The sequence below is a fragment of the Enterovibrio sp. QJM3NY_24 genome (assembly GCF_057786035.1).
In genome coordinates this window covers 531,305-555,888 of record NZ_CM173520.1, presented here as the reverse complement: position 1 = coordinate 555,888, position 24,584 = coordinate 531,305, and the positions used below count along the sequence as shown (strand labels likewise).

Annotated in this window: 19 protein-coding genes; 16 read left to right on the top strand and 3 right to left on the bottom strand. The window is 52.1% G+C overall.

What is annotated here, in order from left to right; translation table 11 throughout:
* Window positions 1–11 precede the first annotated feature (11 nt).
* From AC3CIC_RS18900 to AC3CIC_RS18850, 11 genes are all read left to right on the top strand, one after another.
* Entirely contained in the window at window positions 12–356 is a 345-nt protein-coding gene (locus tag AC3CIC_RS18900) for a hypothetical protein (RefSeq protein WP_016958821.1), read from the top strand.
* Complete coding sequence (locus tag AC3CIC_RS18895) at window positions 356–1,486, top strand: hypothetical protein (protein WP_488516706.1); 1,131 nt, start codon at window positions 356–358, stop codon at window positions 1,484–1,486. Before AC3CIC_RS18900 ends, AC3CIC_RS18895 begins: the two co-directional genes overlap by 1 nt.
* On the top strand, window positions 1,483–1,998 hold the full coding sequence (locus AC3CIC_RS18890) for a phage baseplate assembly protein V (protein WP_017003639.1): 516 nt from the start codon (window positions 1,483–1,485) through the stop codon (window positions 1,996–1,998). The genes AC3CIC_RS18895 and AC3CIC_RS18890 overlap by 4 nt, the downstream gene beginning before the upstream one ends.
* A 62-nt stretch (window positions 1,999–2,060) precedes the next feature.
* A complete protein-coding gene (locus AC3CIC_RS18885) occupies window positions 2,061–2,384 on the top strand; it encodes a hypothetical protein (RefSeq protein WP_016958818.1) in 324 nt (107 codons plus the stop codon).
* Window positions 2,385–2,438: 54 nt separating this feature from the next.
* A complete protein-coding gene (locus AC3CIC_RS18880) occupies window positions 2,439–2,804 on the top strand; it encodes a GPW/gp25 family protein (protein ID WP_488516705.1) in 366 nt (121 codons plus the stop codon).
* Window positions 2,801–5,320, top strand: a complete 2,520-nt coding sequence (locus tag AC3CIC_RS18875) for a baseplate J/gp47 family protein (RefSeq protein WP_488516704.1) — start codon at window positions 2,801–2,803, stop codon at window positions 5,318–5,320. The genes AC3CIC_RS18880 and AC3CIC_RS18875 overlap by 4 nt, the downstream gene beginning before the upstream one ends.
* Window position 5,321: 1 nt before the next feature.
* The gene (locus AC3CIC_RS18870; RefSeq protein ID WP_488516703.1) at window positions 5,322–8,078 is read left to right on the top strand and encodes a baseplate J/gp47 family protein; all 2,757 of its coding nucleotides are present in this window, start codon (window positions 5,322–5,324) and stop codon (window positions 8,076–8,078) included.
* Entirely contained in the window at window positions 8,075–10,159 is a 2,085-nt protein-coding gene (locus AC3CIC_RS18865) for a hypothetical protein (RefSeq protein ID WP_488516702.1), read from the top strand. Before AC3CIC_RS18870 ends, AC3CIC_RS18865 begins: the two co-directional genes overlap by 4 nt.
* An 11-nt stretch (window positions 10,160–10,170) precedes the next feature.
* The gene (locus AC3CIC_RS18860; protein WP_488516701.1) at window positions 10,171–13,524 is read left to right on the top strand and encodes a DUF6519 domain-containing protein; all 3,354 of its coding nucleotides are present in this window, start codon (window positions 10,171–10,173) and stop codon (window positions 13,522–13,524) included.
* Window positions 13,525–13,538: 14 nt separating this feature from the next.
* Window positions 13,539–14,000 (top strand): hypothetical protein, encoded by a 462-nt coding sequence (locus AC3CIC_RS18855; protein ID WP_488516700.1) that lies wholly within the window; start codon window positions 13,539–13,541, stop codon window positions 13,998–14,000.
* 28 nt (window positions 14,001–14,028) lie between these two features.
* A complete protein-coding gene (locus tag AC3CIC_RS18850) occupies window positions 14,029–16,329 on the top strand; it encodes an eCIS core domain-containing protein (RefSeq protein WP_488516699.1) in 2,301 nt (766 codons plus the stop codon).
* A 1-nt stretch (window position 16,330) separates the two neighbouring features.
* Here the strand turns inward: AC3CIC_RS18850 and AC3CIC_RS18845 are convergent, their stop codons facing one another.
* Complete coding sequence (locus AC3CIC_RS18845) at window positions 16,331–17,329, bottom strand: LysR family transcriptional regulator (RefSeq protein WP_488516698.1); 999 nt, start codon at window positions 17,327–17,329, stop codon at window positions 16,331–16,333.
* A 452-nt stretch (window positions 17,330–17,781) separates the two neighbouring features.
* Here AC3CIC_RS18845 and dctP point away from each other — a divergent pair, with 452 nt between their 5' ends.
* From dctP to AC3CIC_RS18825, 4 genes are all read left to right on the top strand, one after another.
* Window positions 17,782–18,786 carry a TRAP transporter substrate-binding protein DctP gene (gene dctP, locus AC3CIC_RS18840; RefSeq protein WP_394209209.1) on the top strand — a complete coding sequence of 335 codons (1,005 nt, stop codon included), beginning with the start codon at window positions 17,782–17,784 and terminating at the stop codon, window positions 18,784–18,786.
* Window positions 18,787–18,803: 17 nt separating this feature from the next.
* Window positions 18,804–19,337 carry a TRAP transporter small permease gene (locus AC3CIC_RS18835; protein WP_488516697.1) on the top strand — a complete coding sequence of 178 codons (534 nt, stop codon included), beginning with the start codon at window positions 18,804–18,806 and terminating at the stop codon, window positions 19,335–19,337.
* 81 nt (window positions 19,338–19,418) lie between these two features.
* Window positions 19,419–20,720, top strand: coding sequence for a TRAP transporter large permease (locus AC3CIC_RS18830; protein WP_016961476.1), 1,302 nt, complete (start codon window positions 19,419–19,421; stop codon window positions 20,718–20,720).
* A gap of 7 nt (window positions 20,721–20,727) precedes the next feature.
* Window positions 20,728–21,516, top strand: coding sequence for an alpha/beta fold hydrolase (locus tag AC3CIC_RS18825; protein ID WP_488516696.1), 789 nt, complete (start codon window positions 20,728–20,730; stop codon window positions 21,514–21,516).
* 84 nt (window positions 21,517–21,600) lie between these two features.
* Here the strand turns inward: AC3CIC_RS18825 and AC3CIC_RS18820 are convergent, their stop codons facing one another.
* Together AC3CIC_RS18820 and yjeH are read right to left on the bottom strand one after the other, a co-directional pair.
* Window positions 21,601–22,491 (bottom strand): homocysteine S-methyltransferase family protein, encoded by an 891-nt coding sequence (locus AC3CIC_RS18820; protein ID WP_394209212.1) that lies wholly within the window; start codon window positions 22,489–22,491, stop codon window positions 21,601–21,603.
* A gap of 111 nt (window positions 22,492–22,602) precedes the next feature.
* Window positions 22,603–23,856, bottom strand: a complete 1,254-nt coding sequence (gene yjeH, locus AC3CIC_RS18815) for an L-methionine/branched-chain amino acid transporter (RefSeq protein WP_488516695.1) — start codon at window positions 23,854–23,856, stop codon at window positions 22,603–22,605.
* Window positions 23,857–24,125: 269 nt separating this feature from the next.
* Between yjeH and AC3CIC_RS18810 the strand changes: the two genes are divergently transcribed.
* The gene (locus AC3CIC_RS18810) at window positions 24,126–24,569 is read left to right on the top strand and encodes an Lrp/AsnC family transcriptional regulator (protein ID WP_488516694.1); all 444 of its coding nucleotides are present in this window, start codon (window positions 24,126–24,128) and stop codon (window positions 24,567–24,569) included.
* Window positions 24,570–24,584: the final 15 nt, after the last annotated feature.

Sequence of the window (24,584 nt, the reverse complement as noted above, 5' to 3'; positions counted from 1 at the left end):
AGGAATCATTGATGACTGATCTCACGCACTATTTACTCAGCAACACGGAAGAAACGGCGGACTTTGCGTCCAGCAGCCGTTATGCCGGTGCGCCGTTGAATGTGATGACGGATGATCGTGGCACAGAGCGTGTGTTTGTCAGTCGCCGATTCCTGCCGCAGCCTGCGTCCATTGAAAACGTGCAAAGCATGACGATCAGAGAAGGAGACCGGCTGGATTTACTCGGTGCGGCGTATTACGCCGACCCAACCCTTTGGTGGCGAATCGCCGATGCCAACTTGGTGCAGAATCCGAGCGAATTATTGACCATCGTCGGGCGCAGAATTGCCCTACATGGCGATGAAGGAGAGCAGTAATGTCAGAGGTGGTGATGAGTCTCTACATTGGCCCTGTTGCCCCTGTACCCGTATCAAAAGTGGTGATTAACGCCTTTGTCTCTTGCGAAGTGCGTTCCGTGACGGAAGGTAAATCAGGGTTTCAACTGGTGTTCGAGATTGACAATAACTCACCGCTTCATACGGTATTTCTGCTGTCAGCCAACAATCCCATTCCCTTAGTACGCACCGTGATCGCGATAGATATGTTCGGTCAAAAATCCGTGCTTATTGACGGTGTCGTCACCGATCATCGCGTTAGCCCCGGCAGTGCACCCGGTGTGTCTCGGCTCACGCTGACGGGAGAAGATCTCAGCCGTGTGCTCGATTACATCGATTTCAGTTTTATGCGTTATCCCGCCATGCCGGATTTCGCTCGCATTAATCTGGTTCTGGCGAAATATGCGTTTTTGGGGCTGATCCCAAAAGTCATCCCGTCAGTGCTGATTGATGTGCCGATCCCCACAGAACGCATTCCGGTGCACCAGGGCACTGATCTTAATTACATCTTGTCGCTAGCGGAGCGTGTCGGCTACGTGTTCTACATCGAGCCCACGTCTCAAGTGGGAGTTTCAACCGCCTATTGGGGGCCGGACATTCGCATTGGCAAGGTCCAACGCCCGATCAATGACGACTTAGATGCACATCGAAACGTGGAATCCTTGTCCGGCAGTGTTGATACTCAAAGCGCGGTAGTGCCAATGGTCACTATTCAAAATCCGCAGACAAAAATGCCCATCACCATACCGGTGCCGGACGTTAATCCGCTCAATCCGCCTCTTGGTCTGTTACGACCAATTCCACTGAGGCTTGGCGAACCGATTCGCGACACGGCCAAATACTCACCGGTGCAAGGTGCGCTAATAGGGTTAGCGAAAGCGGCAAGGTCTGCCGTTAGGGCGGTGAGAATGTCGGGTTCGCTTGATGTTTTGGCGTATGGCTCCTTATTGGAAGCAAGAAAATTGGTGTCAGTGCGCGGCGCAGGTCATGCGTTTAATGGACTGCATTACGTGGAATCCGTCACCACGACCTTGAGCGAAGGCCAACTCAAACAGCAATTTGAACTGAGCCGAGATGGGCTGCTTTCAACCGTCAGTAGGGTGCCAGTATGAGCGAAAAGTTTTACGGGAAATATCGCGGCGTGGTGGTGAACAACGTCGATTTATCTCAGCAAGGGCGAATCCTAGCCACCGTTTCCGATGTGACAGGCATGCCACCCGGCAGTTGGTGTATGCCGTGTTTACCCGTGTTGGGTTTGAACGCCGGCATCTTTGCTGTGCCGCCCATTGGCGCGGGTGTTTGGATTGAGTTTGAACAGGGCGAAGTCGACCATCCTATTTGGACAGGGTGCTTTGCAGGCTCTGCGGCAGATGTGCCGACGTTGGCAAAAACCGCACCCGCGCCGATCTCCGCCATTACGCTGCAAACCATGGCGAAGAACGGCATCGTGATTTGCGATGCAGGCGGGCCTATGGGGTTGGGGGGTATTACCTTGCAGACCGCCACCGGCGTCACCTTGTCGGTGACTGACGCAGGAATATTCATCACCAACGGGAAAGGTGCACAAATTAGCTTGGTCGGGCCGACGGTAGATATTAATACCGGTGCGCTCACCATTACTTAGCGCTTAATACTTAGTGATTAAACGCTCAACCACACCGTAAGCGCGAAACGAAGGAGACAGCCATGCCCGGGCCCTTGTTACATGTTGGTGCGACAGTCATGTGCTCCCATGGTGGCCAAGCAACACCGACAGTGCCGAATCCGCGAGTCGTGGTTTCGGGCGCGGCCACCGTATTGCTGACGTCTCCTTATGTCGTGGCAGGGTGCGCAATGCCACCCCCGACAGCGGGCAATGGACCTTGTATAACAGGGCAATTTTTATCGGGCTCGGTGCGTGTGGTGTCGATGGGGCAGCCTTTTGTGCTGCTAACTGGCCAATCTGTCTGCGCGCCAACAGGGACACCCTTGCTGCCAACTGTGGCGCAAGTACGTGTGATTGCGAGTTAATTTCCGACTTATTAACGGCTTAACTTATTAACGTCTTAATTTCGCGGAGGAAAGATGAATTATCCAGATTTCCCCTATCGCATTGATACTCAAGGGCGGACAGCGACAACGCACCGCTTTGATCTCATTCGCGATCGCATTGAGCAGGTGTTATTCACTGAGCCAGGAGAGCGGGTGATGATGCCAACTTTTGGCTGTGGCTTAAACCGTCTGCTGTTTGCGGGAGTCAGTGATGCTTTGATAGAAGATACCCGCACTTTGATTGCGACAGCCTTGCAAAGCTGGATGCAAGATGACATCGAAGTGACGGATGTCTCTGTGCTATTTGATCAAGGTGCCATGTTTATCGACGTGTCCTATTTGGTGCTGCCATCGGGTGATCCCCAGCAAGCCCAATTTGTGAGGGAGTCTGCCGCATGATTTATTTTTGCTGTGACCAACGACGCAGAGAAGCGGTGCGCAACAGTGCATTCAACGGTATCGACTTCGTCGAAGTGTTGGATTTGGAAGCGGTGAATCCTGCTGATCGTCAGCGCTTCTTGCATCTTCACCTTGTTAACGACCCCGGCGCGGTGGTTTATACAGAAGACAATATTCGCATTGAAGGCGACGCCGCCGTTGAGATAGTCGCTGTCACCATGGGGCTGGGCGGACAGCAAAACGTGATCGTGATTGAACTCGCACAACCGGGCGATTTCGGCCCCTATATGCTCAATATTGTCACCAGCACTTTAAACCCTGCGCCGCCGCCCGAGATAGACCCCGTTCTGGCATCCATTACATTTTCGTTCAAGGTAGAGTGCCCCACAGCGTTTGATTGTTTGAGTGATTGCGAGTGCGAAACGCCGCCTGAACCAGAGACAGAAATAGATTACACCGCGCGTGATTATCTTTCGTTTCGCCGCATGATGCTCGATCGCATGGCCATTGCGGCTCCCGCTTTTGCCACTGGGCATCCTGCCGACCTTTCTACCGCCATTGTCGATATTCTCGCGTACACCGCCGATCAATTGGCCTACCAACAAGACGCAGCCCAAACCGAAGCGTATCTCAACCGTGCGCGTTCGCGAATTTCACTGAAGCGGTTAACACGATTGTTGGATTACTCCGTGGATGAAGGCTGCAACGCGCGATGTTTTTGTCACTTTGCCGTGTCTGCTGATGTACTGCCGATTGCGCCAAGCACAGCGGTGATCCCGCAAGGTGCAGCAGTGTGTACAAGGCTGAGTGAACAGCCTATCACCTTTGCCAGAAACAATGCGTTACTGGCTCAAAGCGCCGCGGTGTACGAAACCTGTCACGACGTGCCAGCCTTGTTCATCGCGCACAATGAAATGGAATTTCATACGTGGAGTAACGCTCGGTGCCATCTCGCCAAAGGGTCAACGAGCGCGACGTTGGCAGGGCATCTACCAAATCTCAGCCAAGGCCTGTATGTCGCGATGGAGGAAATCACCGGCGCGAAAACAGGCAATCAAGCCGACCGATTTTTAGACCGTCGCCAAGTCGTGCTGTTGACAGAGGTACGCGCATTTGATGCCGCTAACGCGCCGCTGACGGACCCCATTACGGGCGATTTGATCACCGAAATCGTGTGGCATGATCGTGATGCCTTGCGTTTCCCCGTCTGCATATCGTCAGAAACCTCGATGGAAGAAGGAAGGCGATACATTGAGCCTGTCAGTGTCGTTCGTGGCAATGTGGTACTCGTCGATCACGGGCAAACACAGGATGACGAAAATCTCGGCCAAGTGCCGTCACCATGGCTCAGTTGGGCGGCGGGCAAAGGCTTTGAATCAGGTCAGAATCACGGCGTGACTTGCGCCGATAGTCAATGCGATCAAGAACAGGCAGAAATGATCATGCCTGCATTTCGACCCAAACTCGCTCAATCACCACTGACCTTTGCACCAAATTATGCGTCAGGCGTACCGGCCTCAGATGCGTTGCGCACCCCTGAGCCGAACGCGACGTATCCTTGTATTGAACTCGATGGTGATGATGGTGTTGAAGTGCTGCCTTATCAGCCAGTCGCAGATTTGTTAGCCAGTGATGCCAGCGCGCGTGTGTTCACCGCTGAAATTGAACGAGACAACAGTGCTTCACTGCGGTTTGGCGATAACCAGTTTGGCCGTCGTCCACTTTCCGGCACCGCATTTAGCGCCCGTTATCGTGTGGGCTTGGGCACGTCGGGACATATTGGGCCTGATAAGCTGCATCACTTAGCGATAAACCTGCCTGAAGTGATTGAAGTGAGAAACATCACGGCGGGCGCAGGCGGGCGAAACCGAGAAACCAATGCCGCCATTCGTAAGCGCGCACCGTTCTTGTTCAAAACGCAAGAGCGAGCCGTCACTCGAGAAGATTATCAGACCCTTGGACGCCGCGTGGAATGGGTGCAAGACGTGAGTTGTGCCTATGTGCACACGGGCAGTTGGATCACCACGTTTGCATTGCCCGATCCCAAAGGGCGCATTGGTGTCACCGAAGATCAGCGCAACCAGTTACGCGGTCACTATGAAAAATTCCGACTTGCCGCCCATGATGTCGCCGTGTCCACGCCCGTTTATGTGCCGCTGGAAATTACACTGCATGTTTGTGTCGCGCCCAATGCGTCTAAATCTCATGTTCGCCAGCGCTTATTGACGATTTTTTCTCCGCAGCGACAAGCCAATGGTGCACTGGGGCTACTTCATCCCGATCAGTTCCGCGCCGGACAAATCTTGCACCTGTCGCCCATGTTAGCGGCAGCACAAAACGTAGAAGGGGTGATCGCCGCCAAAGCGACCCGTTTTCGTCGTTTTGGCGACCCGCGAACCAGTGGGCTGACAGGGCGAAAACTCCTGTTCGGTCGCACCGAAATTGCGCGAGTAGACAACGACGCCAGCCATCCTGGCAACGGTGTGTTTTTGCTCGACTTAGAAGGAGGGCGCTGACATGGTTGATTCTCTGTTAAATGCTCGCTCACAAGAACAGTCACATTGCGGCGCGTGTAATGGCACTCGCGTACTGACGCCGCAAGCGCCTGATAACACGCCGGGCTTACCTCGGATTGGTTTTCGCGCAGGTAGCCACCAAGATTTCTATCAAAGCATGGTGGCGAGGCTTTCTTCATCGCAATACGGCGCACTCGGTACTTTAACCACACGAGAAGGGGAAGACTTCACTCTGGCGTTGTTAGAGGCTTGGGCAGCCAGTTGTGACGTGCTGACTTTCTACAATGAAATGTGGCTGAACGAAGCCTATGTGCGCACCGCGCAACTGCCCCAATCGCTGCATGAAATGGCGCTGTTGATTGATTACATTCCTCATCCCGGCGCGGCAGCCAGTGCCGATCTGTCGTTTAACATTGCCGCGGGCGCAGGCATTCCTGAGCGTATTACTGTCCCAGCAGGCACCAAAATACAAAGTACGCCGGGGCAGGATGAAACGCCCGTTATTTATGAAACCCTTGATGATCTCTTGGCTCGCGCGAAATGGAATGCCATTCGTCCAAAACTGACGGCTCTCCATCCGTTAACGACCTCGACGACGCAACTGCCGTTTTGGGGCACCAATACCAAGCTGAAAGCGGGAGATGGGGTCGCTTTCACCGCCGACGACGGCACGCCAGTTTTTGCTGTGGTGAATGCTGTCGATCCGGTGTTGGCGAATATCGCCCAAGACCCCGATGCGAAAGATCTGACATGGGTGACGGTATCGCCAATCGGCACGGAGCCGATTTCTGAACCTGCTTCGGATCCTGCTTCAGAAATAGGGTTTTCTGCGTCAAGCAGCTTTTCCGCCACGGTGTCTGGTGCGTTGGCAGAAAAGCTTGATCACACCCTTGGTACCTCAGAATTGGTCACAGTATTGGCGGATGCTGAGTTGTCAGAAAAAGCCTTTTTCGCCCCTTTGGAAGCGGCGAGCCAGAGCAACAAAACCGTGCTGGTTTTTCGTGCGTCAGCGGCCATTTTTGGACACGCAGCGCCGCCCCTGAGCAGCCTTCATCATTCGTTGACGGGCATGGTGCCAGTTTACAGTGTGGACGGCAGCGATGTGGTGGTAGAAAGCCTTGAACCGGGTCCATACGCGGACAAGACTGCCGCCACATGGGCCGATGCAGGGACATTATCTTTGATGAGAGACGGCGCGAATCATGTTTATCTTGAACGGCAGATAGCAGAAATCGCCAATGACAGTGAGGTCGTTATTCGAGATGGAGACACATGGGCGCGTTATCAGGTCACAGACACTGCCGAGGTCGCGGCTTCATTTTTTGCCGTCACCGGAAAAAGTAGCCGCTTGGCGTTGGATCGAAACGAAGATTTTGTCGAGTTCTCCATTAGACAGACTACGATATTTGGCGCCAGTGAGTTCTTAACCTTGGCGGAACTGCCGATCACTGCCCCCTTGGATGCTGACACGGTTTCCGTTCAGCTGAATGGCTGGTTCCCCGGACTAGAAGAAGGGCGCAAAGTGATTCTCAACGGACTGGCTGAAGGCTCAGGCGCGATGCCTGTCATTGCCACGCGCATTGTGCAGTCCGTTAACCATGAACTCACGGCGGGTACGGGCACATCGCTCACTCTGACTGAACCCTTAGGCGCGGCTTACTTCCCACAAAGCCTGCGTATTGCTGCCAATGTTGCACAAGCCACTCAAGGTGAATCGGTGGTGGAAGTCCTGGGTGATGGCGCGGCCTTGCCCCATGCTTCTTTTACTACCCGCCAAGCGCCACAAACCTTTGTGCCTGCGGCGACGCCAACGGGCGTGAAACCCACGCTAGAAATTCGAGTTAACCAAATCCTGTGGCATCCGGTGGCGAACTTTTTGAGCACGCAGCCCGCTGATCGCGTGTATTCGATGCGTGTTGATGAACAAGGTTACAGTCACATCACCTTTGGCGATGGCGTGAAAGGCGCAATGCCGGGTAAAGGTCAGCAGAACATTCGCGCCAGCTATCGTAAAACCCATGGTTTGATGGGGCGAGTAAAAGCCGGGCAACTCAATTTATTGATGTCGCAGCCGCTTGGTGTTCAGGCGGTCGATAATTTGCTCGATGCCGACGGCGGTGCGGATCCCGAAGGGCGTGATGCGATAAAACGCAGCGCACCTTTGTCCTGTCGCACCTTGGGACGCGTGGTTTCTTTAACGGATTACGCCGACTTCTCCCAAGGTTATGGCGGCATTGCCAAAGCCAGTGCGCAGTGGTTGCATCTTTCTGGTGGGCCACAAGTGGTGGTCACTGTAGCAGCAGAAGAAGGGGCGCAAGTGCCGGAGGGCAGTGCGTTGCATAACAGCTTAACGGAAGCGTTGACCGCAGCCGGCGACCCGTTTGCACGCTTTATTTTGCGAAGTTATCGCCAGCGCTTTTTTAAGCTCGGTGTGCGTCTTCAAGTCCATCCTGATTATCTCCCCGATGAAGTGAGTGTGAGTGCCGAAGCTGTATTACGTGCGGCATTGTCGTTTGACGCTCGCCGTTTTGGTCAGCCAGTTTTTGCCAGTGAAATTATTGCGCTGTTGCACGACGTGGCGGGAATCGACGCGGTGGTGATTGAACGCTTATACACGGGCGAGATCCCTACACGCCACGATGGTCTCGCGGCAGCGAATGCCGAGGTGATGGGTAGCGGCGTTGATGCCGAAGTGCTGGGCGCATCAGTGCTGAGTTTGCATCCTGGGCCGCTTGATTATCTGGAGGTCAGCGTATGAACAGCTTGTCACCTGACGCGCTCTATCAACTCTTGCCAGAGGTTTATCGCAAACGCGATGAAGCACAGGGATTTCCCCTCAAAGCCTTAATGGAAATACTCGCCGAGCAAGCGGCGATCGTGAAAAACGATGCCGATCGTCTTTATGATAACCAGTTTATTGAAACCTGTGATGAGTGGGCAGCGCCTTACATTGGCGAGTTGGTGGGTTATCGCTACGGGCCAAATATTCCCGGTGTGAGCCAACGCGCAGCAGCCGCCAATCAAATTCGCTTAACCCGACGCCGCGGTGTGGCGTTGGCGCTGGAACAATTAGCATCTGATACCGCGCGCTGGCCTGCCAAAGTGGTGGAGTTCTTCCAACTGCTCGCGCGCCCAGAACATCTTGCCGCGCCGCGTCCTGATAATCATTACACCTTGAATGTCAGAGACAGTGCGAAGTGTGAAGCTATCAACACGCCATTTGATACCGCCAGCTACACGATGGCGACAGGGCGGATCAGCCAAGGTGAAGGGAAACATCATTTTCAACATGTCGGCATATTCTTGTGGCGATTGCGTCATTACCGTCAATCGTTAACGCCTGCGTTTCGTTTGGCAGCGCGACGATATCTGTTCCAGCCGATGGGGTTCAATGCTCCGCTGTTTAATGAGCCTCAGACTGAGCCTGATATTAACCATTTGGCTCGCGAGGAAAATCTGCCTGTGCCGCTGTTGCGCCGAAGCATTGCAGCAAATCGGCTCGACGGTTTTTATCCTCATGCGTTCACCGTGGTGGTTGATGGCATTATGCAAACCGCCAATCAATTGCAGATCTGTAACCTCAGTGATGACGGCGCAGACTGGGCGCATTCGCCCGTAGACAGAATCTCGGTCGACCCCGAACTTGGGCGCTTATCGTTTCCTGCCAGCATGGTTGAGCCAGAAACCGTGGAAGTGACATTCCACTATGGTGCATGCGCCGATATTGGTGGCGGGGCCTATTCTCGCAGCGAAGGCTTTATTAGCCATTCCGCTAATTTGCACAGTGTCGGCGCGGGCGGCGATATTCAAGCCGCACTGGGCAATGTGGAATCCGGCGGTGTGGTTGAAATTGGCGTGTCGCATCGATTTGCTGTATCGCCTGACATTTCGGTGAATACCGATCAAACGGTGTCGCTGCGCGCCGCAGACGGACATCGCGTATTTATCGATCTTGAAGGTGATGATTTTACCGTGGTCGGTGGTGCGGAATCCGAAGTGATCATTGATGGGTTGGTGGTGTTTGGTGGAAGGCTGGTGGTGCCTGATACCGGCGACAATCAATTACGCCGCTTAGTGCTTCGAAACGTCACCTTAGTGCCTGGACACGCTTTGTCGATAAACCGACAGCCGATGCTGCCGAATGCAGCGTCGCTGGTGGTTGAAATCCCCAATGTTACCGTGGAAATTGAAAACAGCATCGTCGGTGCAATTCGCACGGTAGAAGGGGCGTCAGTGTCGGCGAAAGACAGCATTGTCGATGCCACTTCACATAACCATGTCGCCTTTTCAGCCCTTGATGAAATCAGTCATGGCGGTGTGCTGACTCTGCGTGAAACCACGGTCATTGGCAAAATAGCTGCGCGGTCTTTTCCACTGATATCAAATTCCATTCTCGACGCCGCACTTGGCGAAGGGGATGCGTGGACATCACCGGTTTGGGCATTACAACGACAAACCGGATGCGCCCGTTTTTCTTATATCCCTCCCTTTTCTCGTGTACCGCGTCAGCATCGTTGTCAGCCGCAGTTCGCAGGGTCAAACGCTATCGAAAAAGCCGAAGCGCGCAACCCCTCGCTCACTGATGCCGAACGCGAACATATTCTTCATGGTGTTCGGGCGCGTGTCGTGCCTGCGTTTATCTCTACCCGTTATGGCGACCCCGCTTACGGGCAGTTACTGCTTTCTGCGCCAACCGAGATATTACGTGGTGCAGATAGTGGCAGCGAAATAGGTGTGTATCACCATCTTTATCAGCCGCAGCGGCATGATGCGCTGCTGTTTCGTCTCAATGAATTCTTACCCATCGGGCTCGATGCCGGTTTGATCTATGTGACTTGAAGGAGAGTTCCATGGCTGTAGATATTTCAGGAAAGACCTTTGACCCACGCCACAATTACGCCGAATTGGTGTCGATGCAAGGCAGGGTGGTCTCCGACACGCCGCTGAATGAAGCGGCGGCCATGATAGATCGCCGCTTTCGTGCTGAAACTATCGATTTAGCAGGCTTCTGTGGCTATCCCGCGCATCTTCCAGACAGCTTTCGATTGGATGTGGTTGCAGGCAGTTTGCTGATTCATCCAGGTCGATATTATGTCGATGGCTTGTTAGCTGAGAACTTTGGCGACGATGAGCATCACTTTTCATTGCCCCTTGAAGAACTGCACAGTGAGGTGCCGATCCCCTTTGATGATCAGCCTTATCGACCGATGCTGACTAGCGCCGATCCGGGAATACAGCCTGAAGACGGACGGTATCTGGCCTATCTCGATGTGTGGAAACGTCCGGTCACGTTTTTGGAAGCCCCCGATTTAGTTGATCCGGCGATTGGCGTCGATACCAGCGCCCGCATGCAAACCGTATGGCAAGTGCGATTGTTTGGTCCTGTCGGTGAAGGCGTAACGTGTAATACCGACGATGAAGACATTGAAGGTTGGGACGCGTTTATTGCGCCATCTTCAGGGCGATTATCCTCCCGTGCCAATCCCGCGTCTGCGGTCAACGACCCTTGCTTGCTGCCGCCAGAGGGCGGTTATCGAGGGCTAGAAAATCGCACCTACATGGTGGCGGTTCATGATGTGAATGAAGCGGGTTTGCCCTTGATGAAATGGTCGCGGGTAAACGGCGCATTCGCTGGACGAATATTGGCGCAACCTGCCAACAACACCTTGACCCTTGAGCAAGTCGCCAAAGACGATTACCTGCGCTTCAGTGCAGGCGATTGGGCTGAAATTACCGACGATGTGCGCGTGTTGGAAGGCCTGCCCGGCACCATGGTGCGTATTCTTTCAGTCAATGATGCTGCCAATACCGTGGTGTTAGTAAATCCGCTCGCAGCAGGGGAAATCGTATTGGTTCCCGCCTCGATAGCGGCTAACCAAACCCTTCATCCTATTCTTCGTCGTTGGGACCAGTTTGGTGTGGTACTCGATACCGATGGCAATGAAATCACCAATCTTGATGCACCAGCCAGTGACGGTCTAATTGCCGTCCCTGAAGGTGTGTTTATCGCACTCGAAGATGGGGTCGAAGTGGCCTTGTCCCGCGATGCAGGGGCAGGGGCATACCATATTGGTGATAATTGGAGTTTTGTCACCCGCTATGCCGACAGTTCAGTTGAAACACTGACTAATGCGCCGCCACAAGCTTTTCATCATCATCGCTGCCGCTTAGCGGTGATCGATGCGTTAAATGGTGAGTTTGTCGCCCCGGTTTTTCAAGATTGCCGTGATCCAATAGGTGTGACGGGCTGTTGTACCGTGGTGGTGCGTCCCGGCGAAGATATTCAAACCGCATTAGATAGCTTGTCGCCAGAATTTGGGGGCTGTGTCTGCTTAAAAGTGGGCGTGCATGTCATCCGTCGTCCGCTTCGTATTCGTTATCCCAATGTCACCTTGCACGGTGAATCTCATGGTGCGCAAATTCGTCACCTTGGCAATGATGCCGCGTTGCTTGTCAGCGGCGAACAAGAAGAAACCTTGTCGGGCATTCATGTCACCATGATTTCTGTTTTAACGGGTTTAAGCAGCGAAAAGCCGCAAGGCGTGATGGTGTTTCGTCACGTGCAAGACAGCTTGATTGAAGATTGTCGAGTGATCTCGACTCGAGAGAGTGCCGTGCCAACCGATAGCCCTGCCATTGGTCTATTTGATTGCGAGCGCGTCCGCGTGGCGCAATGTTCACTGTCAGGCACACAAATTGGTGTTTGGATGGACGATGGCGGCGAAGATCTGGTGATTGAAAACAACCAAATCAACGCCCATGTCGACAAAGGAGGGCAGGAAAGCGGTATCGTCGGCGTCGGCGTTGCGCGTCTGACGGGACGAGTACAGGTACTCGGCAATGATATTCAAGGCTATGTGCGCGGCGTGGTGATCAATAACCAGCCACTGGGTCGCTCGTTCTCCACAGCGTCCTACAGCACAGTGATGGGTAACCGAATCGTGTTGGGACGATTGCAAAGCAATCAAGAAGCCGTCGCGATAGAAAGTGCCTGTGCGTTTGGCGTGGTATCAGAAAACCAAATCATGCTCGCCGCTGAAGACAGTACCGGCATCATGGTGCGTGGATTGGGTGCGTTAATTGAACGTAATCGCATACAAACCCAAGAACAGATTGAATCTCAGATTGCCATTTTGTTAGGTGGCGACGATGAAATGTTCACTGGCGGGATCACCGTTGCGCAGAATTGGATTCAAGGTTGTACCGGCAACATTGTGGCAGAGCAGGTCGCAGGGTTGCGGATCAAAAACAATGATTTTGCAGGAGATTCCGGTGACGAACTTGCCGTGTCTCTCTCGGAATGCACCGTGGTCAATGTGGACGACAACACCCTATCGGGCTGCACCATCGGCGTATTTGCCAGCCAATGTGAAGACATTCAAATGCAGAATAACCACATTGTGGATGGCGGCGCGGCGGTACTTTGCGAGCGCTGTGTCAGGGTGGATATCGCCAACAACCAAATCAGCAATTGCCGCAACGGTGGGATTTTCGTCGCGCTGTGTTTGGCGCGTGCTGCCATTATTGGTAATCGGCTCAATTATGTCGGTGCAGAAGGTAAGAACGTGCTGGCGTCGTCCATTGCGTGCATCTTTCAGCTTGGCGAATGTCATGTGGAATCTAACGAGGTTTTGAACACGGGCGTGAGCAAAGATGAAAAGGTCAATCCCGCTCGCACCGTGGGAATTGGCGCACTTTTCGTGCTGGAAGCGCGCATCGAAAGCAATCTGGTGTCTTATTCCGATTTGTTAACGCGAGAGCGGACATTGGAAGACAGAGCGTTGCTGATGCAAGGGTTGATCGAAATTGCCTTCCCTTTGGGTGCAACGGCACTGCGCATTGGTTATTCCGCACAGATCAGCAACAACAAATTTTTGGGTCGAGGGGCTGACACGGTCGTGGAAATTCTCTCCAATACCTTGATAGATAACTTCCATATTCGTTTCGAACGCGTGTTCTTCAACAACAACTATGTTGAGCATGTGGGCTTTGTTCCTGATGAAATTGGGCAACATGCTACCGTCGTACTTCGCGGTTTCCGTGCGGTGGTCATGGGCAATCAGGTCAAGGCCAATACCCGTTTTTTACCGTCGTTTGATTTCAACAATATGCAGGGGCCATTCGTTGGCAACATCACGACCAGTTCAGTGATAAATCATGCTGAATTTCCTGCCCCTCAGAACGCATTTAATCAGCAGATTTGAGTAAGGAGTACATGATGGCTAAGGCAAGTGAGGTACTGAAAAAACACATTTCTCTGGTCGAGGCGTTGCAGAAAGTCAGTCACCCCGACACAGAGCCGGATCCGATTGGCAGAACCAAAGCCAATGCGCTGGCACAACAGTCTCGGGTTGAACGTCGTATTGCCGATCTGGAGCAGCAACGTGCAGTGTTTAATAAGCAAATTGATGAATCTATTCAACGTGAACGTGAGCAGTTGAAAGAGATAGGCAAGTTTGAAGACATGGTTTCTCAGACGACTGAGCCCAAAAAGGAGCAGCCAAAAGAGGAACCGATCAAGCAAGACGAAATAAGACCCGAGAAACCCGCGCCGAAACCGCGACCTAAAACGACACTCAATGTGGACGCAAAATTGAAAGCCGCTCCAACAGAAAAAGCCGCCGCAAGGCGCAAGACAACGTTAAGGCAACCCGTGAAAGGCAGACCGACGAAGAAATAGCCTAAAGCAGTTTGGAGTCGCGGTAACCATGCCTGATTTTGCGCCGCCACAGAAAAAGACGGAGACTGCGAATTCCGAACGCAGTAAGAACGGCCTCGTCCAAAAATCGCGCACCAGTGATGTGTTGTCGGTGGGTAATGGCGCTTTGATGGAGACAAGTTCTTTATTATCAGAATCGGGCTCTTTACTGTCAGAAAGGGGTTCTCAACTGCTATCGAGAAGCGGTGGCACGCCGATGGCAGGCACACCACCGGCATCTTCGTCATCTTTGCCATCATCACAAACGCGCCAGCGGTCGCTTCCAGGTGGCTCCGATACGAGGCCCATGGATATGGCACGGGTGATCAAGCGGTTTACGCCGACAAAGCCCGCACCCGCATTGCCGCCCGTTCCTCGTTCTGTGTCCTCTTCGCTGGGGGCATTGGGTAATGCGTTGTTGAGCGCAGCGTCTGAGAGCCCCTCTCCGGCAGCGTTCTCCCAGCAAGAATCCACGTCACGTTTCGCGTCTCCGCGCTTGGCACCTCAGGTTCACTCATTGGGGCTTGAAAGTGGACAGCCCATTCCCGCAGAAGTAAGAGCGCCGTTTGAACAATCGTACGGTTACGATTTGTCGCCCATTCGTTTGCATCGAAGTGCGGCAGCCACTCAATCGTTGAAAGCCCTAAACACGGTCGCCTACACGCTCAATGATCATATTGTTGTCGATAGCAGTCTTGACCTAGCCAGTCGGGCAGGGCAGCACGTTCTTGGTCATGAATTGGCGCATACGGTGCAAGGGCGTTTAGGTGCGGGAACGGCGTATGCCGATCTGCGTATTAGCCAACCTTTTTGGCATTCTGAATATGAAGCGGAATATGCAGCGAGTGCGGCGCTGCGTGGAAAAAAATATGAGATTAACCGCGCCGTCGATCAGGACCTTCACCAAATCGCCCCTTGGCTTATTCTGGCAGGCATTGGTCTTGCCGCAGGGCTGGTAACGTGGGCGGTGTCCGACAGCCCAGAAGAGAACCGCGCAAGACACGCGGCGGGTGAACCTGACCCATCACGTAGCCTTTGGACCTTAGTGCCGATTTACGGCTCAATCCAGCAAATACGCGAAGCGGAAACCTATTTTCAGCGTGTATTGGGCGTTGGTTTTCTGATGTTGGATATGGCAACACTGGGTTCTGCGGGTGTGGCTGCGAGAGCCTTGATACGAGCACCTGCGGCGTTAGTGAGAACAGCAGTGCAACGGCAAGGCTCACGACTCGTGGTGCGAGAAGGCGGCGAGATTGCGACGGAAGCCGTGCTAAGGGAAACCGGTGAAGCGTTTGTTCGTGAAGGTGGCGCAGTGTTTGCGACTCGCACAGCTGCGACGGCTGAAATGATGCAAGCGCTAGAGCGCGGCGCCATGATTTTGGTGACGGAAGGTGGAATTAATCACGCCGTCATGTATGCGCGAAATGCCGCAGGCCAGTTGATCAAGCTCCACGGCGGCCCGCTTAAATTGTTGTTTGAAGTTGCGCCAAGAGAAATCACAGAAAGAGCCGTGGCGGGCATGGGGCAGCGTGTCAATGCCTACGTGATTGTTGAAGCCGCAGAAGCCGCGGTTGATATCGAACGAGCGACTTCTCTTGTGCAAAACAGTGCACCCGCGATTGTTCGTTGGTTAGGCGGTAACCCAACCAGTTGCGGCATTATGCAAGGTGCGTTGCTCGAGGCTTCAGGGCTTTCTGCCGAAGCACTCGCGCGATTGATGCCAGCAGGTGCGGCGGTAAATCGACTCGTTCCCATCACGATTTTGGATCATATTGCCCAATCAGGCACGGGATTGCGCCTCGTTGAAGGGGGAATGGCAAGGATCATTGGTGGCACCGTGGTGCAAGAAACCATGTTAGCGGCGGGGGCGGTTATGCCGACCATTGTTTCCACGCTGATGCGGGTGATGTTAACGCCAGATGGCGGCTCATCGGGTTCTGGCAGCAGAACGGCAAGCCCTGCCGCAGGTGTTGGCAGCCCAGTTTCGGGTGGCGAACCGCAAGTGATCACCGTTGAACCCGTTCCACAGTCACAAATAGATACCACGGTGGCTGTGTTTGTTGATGTACTTTCCGATGCAGATAGGCAAGGTTATCGTCGAGTTGTGTTCACGATCAGACGATCTGCCAGTGAGATTGCGCCGGGGTTTGAGAAATTGGAGCGCGGAACACCCATGACAGAGCAGGGCGAAAGTATGCGTAGCATCATGCCATTTTTTGTGGCTCAGGCAGCGCGAGCAGGCATGGGAGAGTATCGAATCATTGCCACGCGATCGGCTTCTGGGTGGAGTTTGGATTATCAAGGGGGATAGGCTACAAAAAACGCCGCCCAGATTTAATCGGGCGACTAAGCCTGTTTTCATTGGCACTCACACCACGTGTATCATCTTCATTGGAATGGTTTTCATTTGGGTCTTCTTCGCATGACATTTTCTGAGAGATCCGCACAATAGATTTTGTGAAAGCATTGTCAGGATCGCGATAATAAAGCCGAACTTCAAACGGGACGTGCCAGCTTTCATCACCTGCAATACACAACTCGCCGCGCATCAATTCGTCTTTAACAAACGAGCGGGGAAGCCACGCCACGCCATAACCGCCCAACACCATAGATTTTAAAGTATGGGCAAACGGATTCTCGTAGCGTCGAGTCAGATAGCAAGGTTGTTTATCCAGCAATTGATTAATCGCTTTGCCAAACAGTGACTGATGGGTATAAGCCACTAACGGGAGGGGTTCATGCTCAGTGCCAGGAAGGCAATATTTAGGTTGGGCGTTCACGGCTAAAGAGACGGGAACTAAGGTTTCCATGCCAATCACCGCGCTTTGAAAGCGCGATGGGTCAATGCCGAGCCCCAGTTCTTTGTGGGTATAGCACAGTAAATAGTCCACGGTGCCTTGAACGAAGAGGTCAATGCAATCCGCGAGTCTGTCTGAAGAAAGGCGGACATAAACCGGTCCTACCGCTTTCTCGACGTGTTGCATCCATTGCATAAACAAGGTTTGCACTATCGAGTTTTGCGCGGCGACTGAGATTTCATTGTTCGCGTTCTTTTTCAGCGCTCGGGCAGAGTCGCGAGCCAAATAAAGGCGATTGAGAATTTCCTCCGCCTCCACCACAAACGCTTGCCCTTGTTCGGTTAACTCAAGCTGTTGCGATTCCCTGTTTACCAGTTCTGCTCCTACCCATTGCTCGAGTGCTTTAATTCGACGGCTAAACGCAGGTTGCGTAACAAATCGTTCTCTTGCCGCTGACGTAAAGCTGGTGGAATGGGCGAGACACACCAAATCTTCCAATAGTTTAAAGTCCAAACATCCTCTCCAAACCCGTTATGCATCCAAGTTGCTCGTAGCGATGAGGCTATATCTAGTTAACCCCACATTGCAGAGTCCAGAGCCTTTCATCACATTCCTTTGTGTGAACTGCGTTCCGCATATCGCTTCTTTAAACTTAACAAAGCGCATTCATTGTTCAGGCATTAAAGATAAGAAAATACTAAATCAACGAAAAATCCTCACGTAAAAACCCTTTTCTTTTTCAGGGGTATAGCAGGTGAAATTGCTCCAACTCTCTGATTATTCGCGATAGATCTTGTGCCCTTAAAAATCGGCATGCCGACCAATCGAATCGGCATAACGCATAAAAATGGTATGTGGTCATGCTTATTACTAGCACCAGTTGTCAACCTCGCCGCAAATCACCAATGGGCGGCCTCATGTTTTAAACGTTCCAATCTGTGTCGAAAGAGACAAGGAGAAGTCACATGAACATTGCAAAATCTGCCAACGCCTTCCGCCTCACCGCAATCACTTGTGCGCTTATTGGCGCGATGCCGATTGCCGCACAAGCGGCAGAGACCATTCGTTTGTCGACGTATGTGAATGAATCGGATGTTAGGTATCAAGGCTTTCAGAAGTTTGCTGAATTGGCTGCTGCGAAAAGTAACGGTGATTTGAAAGTACAAATCTTCCCATCGTCGACGCTGCACGGTTGGAGTGAAGGTGTCGATGCCGTTCAAGGAGGGGTATCTGATATCAGTTGGGTTCCTGCGGATACACGTCTGCCGTGTTATCGCGTGACTTCTTTATATCCCGTCGCCATTGATTTGGAGAAACAAATTGAGCTTGATGCCGCTTATGCCAGCTTGATTGAAGCGGAAGCGGCGAAGTCTGATCTGATCCCTTTGATTAACTCAAACTATTCGTACGATCAGGAATGGTGGTTTGAAGATCCAGTAACAGACATCGGCAAGTTGGATGGAAAGCTAGTGCGTTCAATTGGTCCATTGGTGAGCTTGATGATTGAATCTTGGGGTGGCAAACCTGTTTTCGTCGCACCCAAAGAAGTGTTCCAGTCGGCAGAACGTGGCGTCGTTGATGGCATCAACATGGGTGTGGCGACGTACAGCTCTTGGAAGTTGTGGTCAGTGATGCCGTACATGGTTAACGCCAATATGTTCTATGGCAACATCATTTACATGATGAACAAAGACAAGTTTGATGACCTCAGCCCTGCTAATCAGAAAGCGCTGAAAGAAGCCGCAGTAGAAGCTGAAACCTGGTTGAAACCTCGCTATGAAAATTGGGTTAACGAACGCGTCGGTGATGCAGTGATGGCTAACGGTGGCTCTGCGGTTTCCATGTCAGAAGACCGCACAGAAGCGTTGCTAGAAGGCATTGAGAAAAAATGGACATCAGAAGTGAACAAAGCTTGTGGCGTCCCATTGGCTGATGAGATTCGAACCTTGTTTGCTGCGCACTCTGAATAATTGCTGAGGAGCGGGCAATGAAGGCAAACGTGTTTCCACTACTGCGCCTTATGTCTTTGGCGATGTTGTATGCGGGTGCCGCCATCGTAGTGATCCAAGCTGCTTGGATCACTTACGGGGTGGGGGTTCGTTACATACTCAAAAGCCCAGACGGCATGGTGACAGAAGCCACCGCACTCTTGCTAGTGCCTGTGGCATTTCTTGGCGTGTCTTACGCGCTGCTCAATCATTCTTACCCAAAAGTCAGCCTGATCAGGGACAGGCTGCCCAAGGGAATCCAATTTTGGGTCGATAAATTCAACATGCTGGTCATGCTGATGGTCGGCAGTTTCTTCTTGGCTGCGTCATCCAAAGCCATGTTCAAATCCATTAGCTCAGGTGCGGCGTCTGAAATTTTACTTTGGCCGCGCTTTTACTTCTGGATCCCGGTCGTTATTGCTTTGCTCAGTTTTTGTATCACGGCGTTGTGCATGCTCATTTGGGGTGACCCGCCAGAGGAAGAAAACGCAACCACTCTTGATGAAGACATTCGCTCGCAGGACGCGGCGTGAGCATAGTCATCACGTGAAAACAGTCATCACGTGACAACAAAAGATTAACTGAAGACTAAACAAAGAAAACAAGGATCAGTGATGGAATGGTACGTAGTTGGGTTAGGGATGCTGGGTTTGTTGATGGGGCTTATCCTCATTGGCGTGCCGATCCCTTTTGCGCTCGCCGCCGCTTCAATCCCGTTTTTGCTCGATATTCTGAGCCTCAAATCGTCGCTCGTCACGGTTGAGTTGAAACTCTGGGGTGTGTGGTTTGATTATATTTTACTGGCTGTGCCGCTGTTTGTGTTTCTGGGAGAACTCATAGGGCGATCGTCAATTGGGCCAAATCTCTATTGGTTTATGCACAGCAAACTCCCGATCCGTGGGGCAGCCGCCTACGGCAGTATTGGGGCCTGTGCGGGCTTTGGTGCGGTATGTGGTTCCAGCATGGTGGGTGCGCTGACCATTGGTGGCGTTGCTTTGCCTGAAATGCTCAAACTTGGGTATGGCAAACGCCTGTCCAGTGGCGTGCTCGCAGCCGGGGGTACACTCAGTGTCCTGCTGCCACCAAGCTTAATTTTATTGTTCTACGGCATTGTGACCGACCAGTCGATCGGCGCACTGTTCATCGCGGGTGTCGTCCCCGGTCTCGTGTTAGTGACCATGTTCTTCATCATCGTGTTTATTTGGGGAAAAGTGAATCCGGATGATATTCCGGGTCATGAAAATTCGACCCCCATCCCCTGGCTCATCGCGTTCTCTGCATTGCTTCCAATCACCCTTGTTGGCTTGGTGATTACTATCTCCATCTATGCCGGTATCGCAACGCCCACCGAGGCAGCGGGCGTGTCGGCGATGTTTATGTTGGGTCTTGCATACTTCTTCGGAGGGTTGCGACTGAAAGGCTTGCTGGAGGCACTGAAATCCACCATGCAAACCATGGGATATTTGGGTTTATTGCTGTCGTCAGGTGTGCTGTTCGGCTTTGTGATGACCTACCACCAGATCCCGCAGCAATTCACAGAATTGTTTGTCGAAATGCAGTTATCGCCATATGCCGTGCTCGCGATGATCATTGTGTTCTATATCATTCTCGGCATGTTCTTGGAACCTGTTTCCATGACATTTATCACCTTGCCGACCTTGTACCCTTTGATACATGCCGCTGGATTCGACCTTATTTGGTTTGGCGTGGTGTACACCATCACCATGGAGATTGCCGTGTTAACGCCCCCCGTGGGGTTAAACCTCTTCGTAATTCAAAATCTCGCCCGGGACAAGGTGACCATAGGCGACGTGATTATTGGGTGTCTCCCATTTATTGCCGCACTGGTGGTCTTGTTATTCGTGCTGATTGGCATGCCTGATACTGCGCTTTGGCTCCCTGAATTAATGGAATAAAAATACGATGAATTGTTTACGTGTCGGTACTGGGCCCACGTTGGTGCTAGTGCATGGATTTCTAAGTGGTCTGGCTTATTGGGAAAAACAGATCTCACTGTTTTCCTCACGCTTTGATGTCGTCGCCTTTGATTTACCGGGATACGGCGGAAAAGCGGATGTGATTGGCTTAGACAGTGTTGATGGCTTTGCTGATTATGTGTTGGAGCGACTGGATGCAATGGGCATTGACCAGTTTCACCTGATGGGGCATTCCATGGGTGGCATGATTGCACAGGAAGTGGCGCTCAAAGCCCCTGAAAGAGTGATCGGTTTGGTGCTATACGCGACTGGGCCAATGGGTAGTTTGCCTGGGCGTTTTGAATCTATCGAAGAAAGCATTGTGCGCGCCGAAACTCAGGGGACTGAGCAAGTCGCGCATGATACGGTCAAAACCTGGTTCTCAGATGGAGAAGGCGATCCTGATTTTGCCGGAGGCATGGAGTTGGCAGAACGTGTTCAGACACAGACCTATATCAACGGGTTGCGTGCCATGGCGGGGTGGCGGTCGCTTGAGCGTTTGAATGAAATAGAGGCTAAAACGCTAGTGCTGTGGCCAGACAGTGATCGCTCTTACATGTGGCAACAAACCGAGTCGCTGTGGCGGGGAATTACGGGGGCAAATCTCGCGGTCGTGCCGCAGGCCGCGCATAACATTCACCTTGAGAAAACCCAGATCTTTAACTTGCTCGTGCTTGATTTTCTACAAAGTGACAAAGTGAAACAGCGGCGCTTAGCACTCAACGAATGCATTTAATACGATTCTAGATAGACAACTCCCTCGCTGTGTTGATAACGCTCAGCGCATCGACACAGTGAGGAAGTTTTTAATGTTGAACGGTTATTGTTTTCTCAGTGAATCGAGATAAGCAATGTGTTCGGGGAAAATGGCGCAACAGCCGCCAACAATGTTAGAACCTGCATCCAGCCACGCTTTCACGTAAGCCGCATATTGATCGGCAGATAATTCTCTCACCGTGGTGAGCGCATCGTTCGCTTGGTGTGCTTGCTGAATCACGGAAAACCCGTTGGCATACGCACCCAATGAAATCGTGTTTGAATGCCCGTCTACTATCACGCGAGCCACGCCGATTGCATCCAGCATCACTTCGGGTTGAGAACAATTAAACAAAATGCCATCCACATCGCGCTCGCAAGCCGCTTTCACTGCATCTACCACGGATTCGCCAGAGCGCAAGCGAGGCTGATCCATTTCCGCGTCCATCAAAGAAAACGCAAAATAAGCGGGCTTAACCGACGTGGCGCGAGTAAGGGCATCACAAATCGTGTGGAACTCTTCAATAGAGCCAATGGTTTCGGCTAACCAGAAATCAATGTAGGGTGCCTGTGCATCAATCAGATTTTCAATGATAGGTGTGGCGGCTTCCGCGTTAAACAAATCAGGGCGATAAGAACCTAGCACGGGCGGAATACAGCCAGCCACACGCACTTCGCGCTCGCTGTCTTCGGCAGCGCGTTGGGCAATTTGTGCGGCCAATTCTGCAAGCGCAAAACCGTGTTGCTGATAGCGATCTTCGCCAAGGTGGAAAGGCACACAGGCATAGCTGTTGACGGTGATCACGTCACAGCCCGCATCAATAAAGTTCTGATGCGCTTGATATACCGCATCGGGTGCTTCAATTAACGCCTGAGCGCTCCAAAGTGGCTGTGAGAAGGGTGCGCCAATGCGCTGAAGTTCTCTTCCCATGCCTCCATCGAGTAGTACAAACATCCGTTTCGCTTCCTTGTAACGTCTATGAGCGAGAAAATCGCATATGTTGACAGTATTGTCGATAGAATTTCGGAAGCGAATGTTTGGCAGCAATATTTTATAGGCATCAAGTTACAGGTTCACCGCTTTGCGATTGTCTTTTCTTCCTTGCAGCATGAGCAAGCCAAAAATCGTGAGGGCATAAAGCATTGACCAGCCCAAACAGATAAACACAAAAGTACATAGCGCAAGCGACAAAGCAGCAAGCCACTTGGATGCGCCTTGGAGTAATTTGAACGCGGCGAGCATCGCCATCAGATACACCAGCACGAAAATGCCATTGGCGAGTTTAAGGAAAAACTCCAAATTCAACCCTGACAATTCACCGATCACACATGAAATAGCCAGCACGGCGCCTATCGCCAAGGTGGCGTTTTTAGGCACGCCACGTTCAGAAATCTGCGCCATTTTTCCGTTGGGTTTATATTCTCGTGCTTGTGCCCACACCATGCGAGATAGGCTTTGTGTGTAGAGATTGACGCTGGCAAAGCATGCAGAAAAACCGACAACACTGACGAGCAGTTTAAAATTGGGGCCGAACAATTTTTCACTCAGATAGGGAATGGACGCGGTATCAAACTCAACACTGCCATACGCGTGGAATTTTAAGATCACCACAGACATGGCCCAATACGTTGCGCCAGCCACAAAACAGCCGACGATAATGGCGATGGGGAAATCCCGTTGCGGATTTTTAAATTCTTCGCCCATGTGAGCAAAAGCCTCAATGCCGACGAAGCACCAAAACATCACACCCAATGCCGCGCCAATCGGCCAGAGGGAGTCGGAACTCATCGCAGGCATGGTTAAATCCGCCATGCCGACTTCGCCGCGCCACAAAAATGCGCCGACAAGAGCAAAGATGCTAATCGCGATAAGGGTTTGTAATTGGCCTGATGATTTCGCACCCATCAAATTGACGCCGATCAGCAGCGCTACCGTGATCAGTTGCGCTATCAGAAAATCATTCAACGCACTGGGAAGAAGTTGTTGTAGGAACCCCGCCGCCAGTGCAATCGCCGCCGGAACACCCACGGGGATCACACTGACAAACAGCCAAGCGACACTGCGTTCTAGGTGAGGGTTGAATGCTTTGCGAACGAAATACGCCGTGCCACCCGCGTTGGGGTAGCGTTTCCCCAATTGCGCAAAGGTTAATGCTATTGGGCAAATAGCGGCAAACAGCACCAACCACGCCCACAATGAAAATTCACCTGCTATACCAGCAACAATGGCAGGGATCATAAAAAGCCCCGTGCCTAATAGCGTGGTGGACAGTTGCCCTATACCCGATAACAAGGTGATTTCTTTTTTCAGTTGGTTCATTGGCGTTCCTTGAGCGGGGCAAATACCTGTGAAGCAATGACAACAGGTTAATGAGTTGTCAGATAAAAAGCATCGGTCAAACTGTCTTAGTTCAGTGTCAGATTAACGGAATTTACTTGCCTCGCCGTCAAAGTGACGCTTTTTCGCGAAGGTAACGTGTTCTTGAACGAAATTTATGAGCGATAAACGAAGAGGAAAGATAAAGTAGAGGGCTAAAGTGATGGTGAAGACGCGATAACAAAATCAACAGGTAAGTTGAGAGAAGAAAGATGGACAAATTTGATAAGCAGATCTTAAGCATATTGCGTGTTGATGCCCGCCGTACAGTCAGTGAAATCGCACGAGATGTGAGTCTGTCTCGCTCTGCGGTCACCGCCCGAATTCGCAAGCTAGAACAAGATAAAGTCATACTCGGCTACCACGCTGATATCGCCGAAGAAGAATCAGACATCGGCGTGACAGCGTATTTAGCATTGAAGTTTGATACATCTGCATGCTCTCAGCACTGCGAAGCCTACGCGGCTGACATTTACACGATAGATGGCGTGAAATGGTGTCATGCCATCAGCGGCGAAACGGACATGATGCTGTATGTTGATGTGCCCAACATGGCACGTTTAAATGAAATTCGTGAACACATTCAGGCCTATCCTGAGCTGAAGCAAGTGATCACCCATACGGTGTTAACGGAGTTTTTCAATACGACCAAGTAGCCGTTTCTGGCTGGC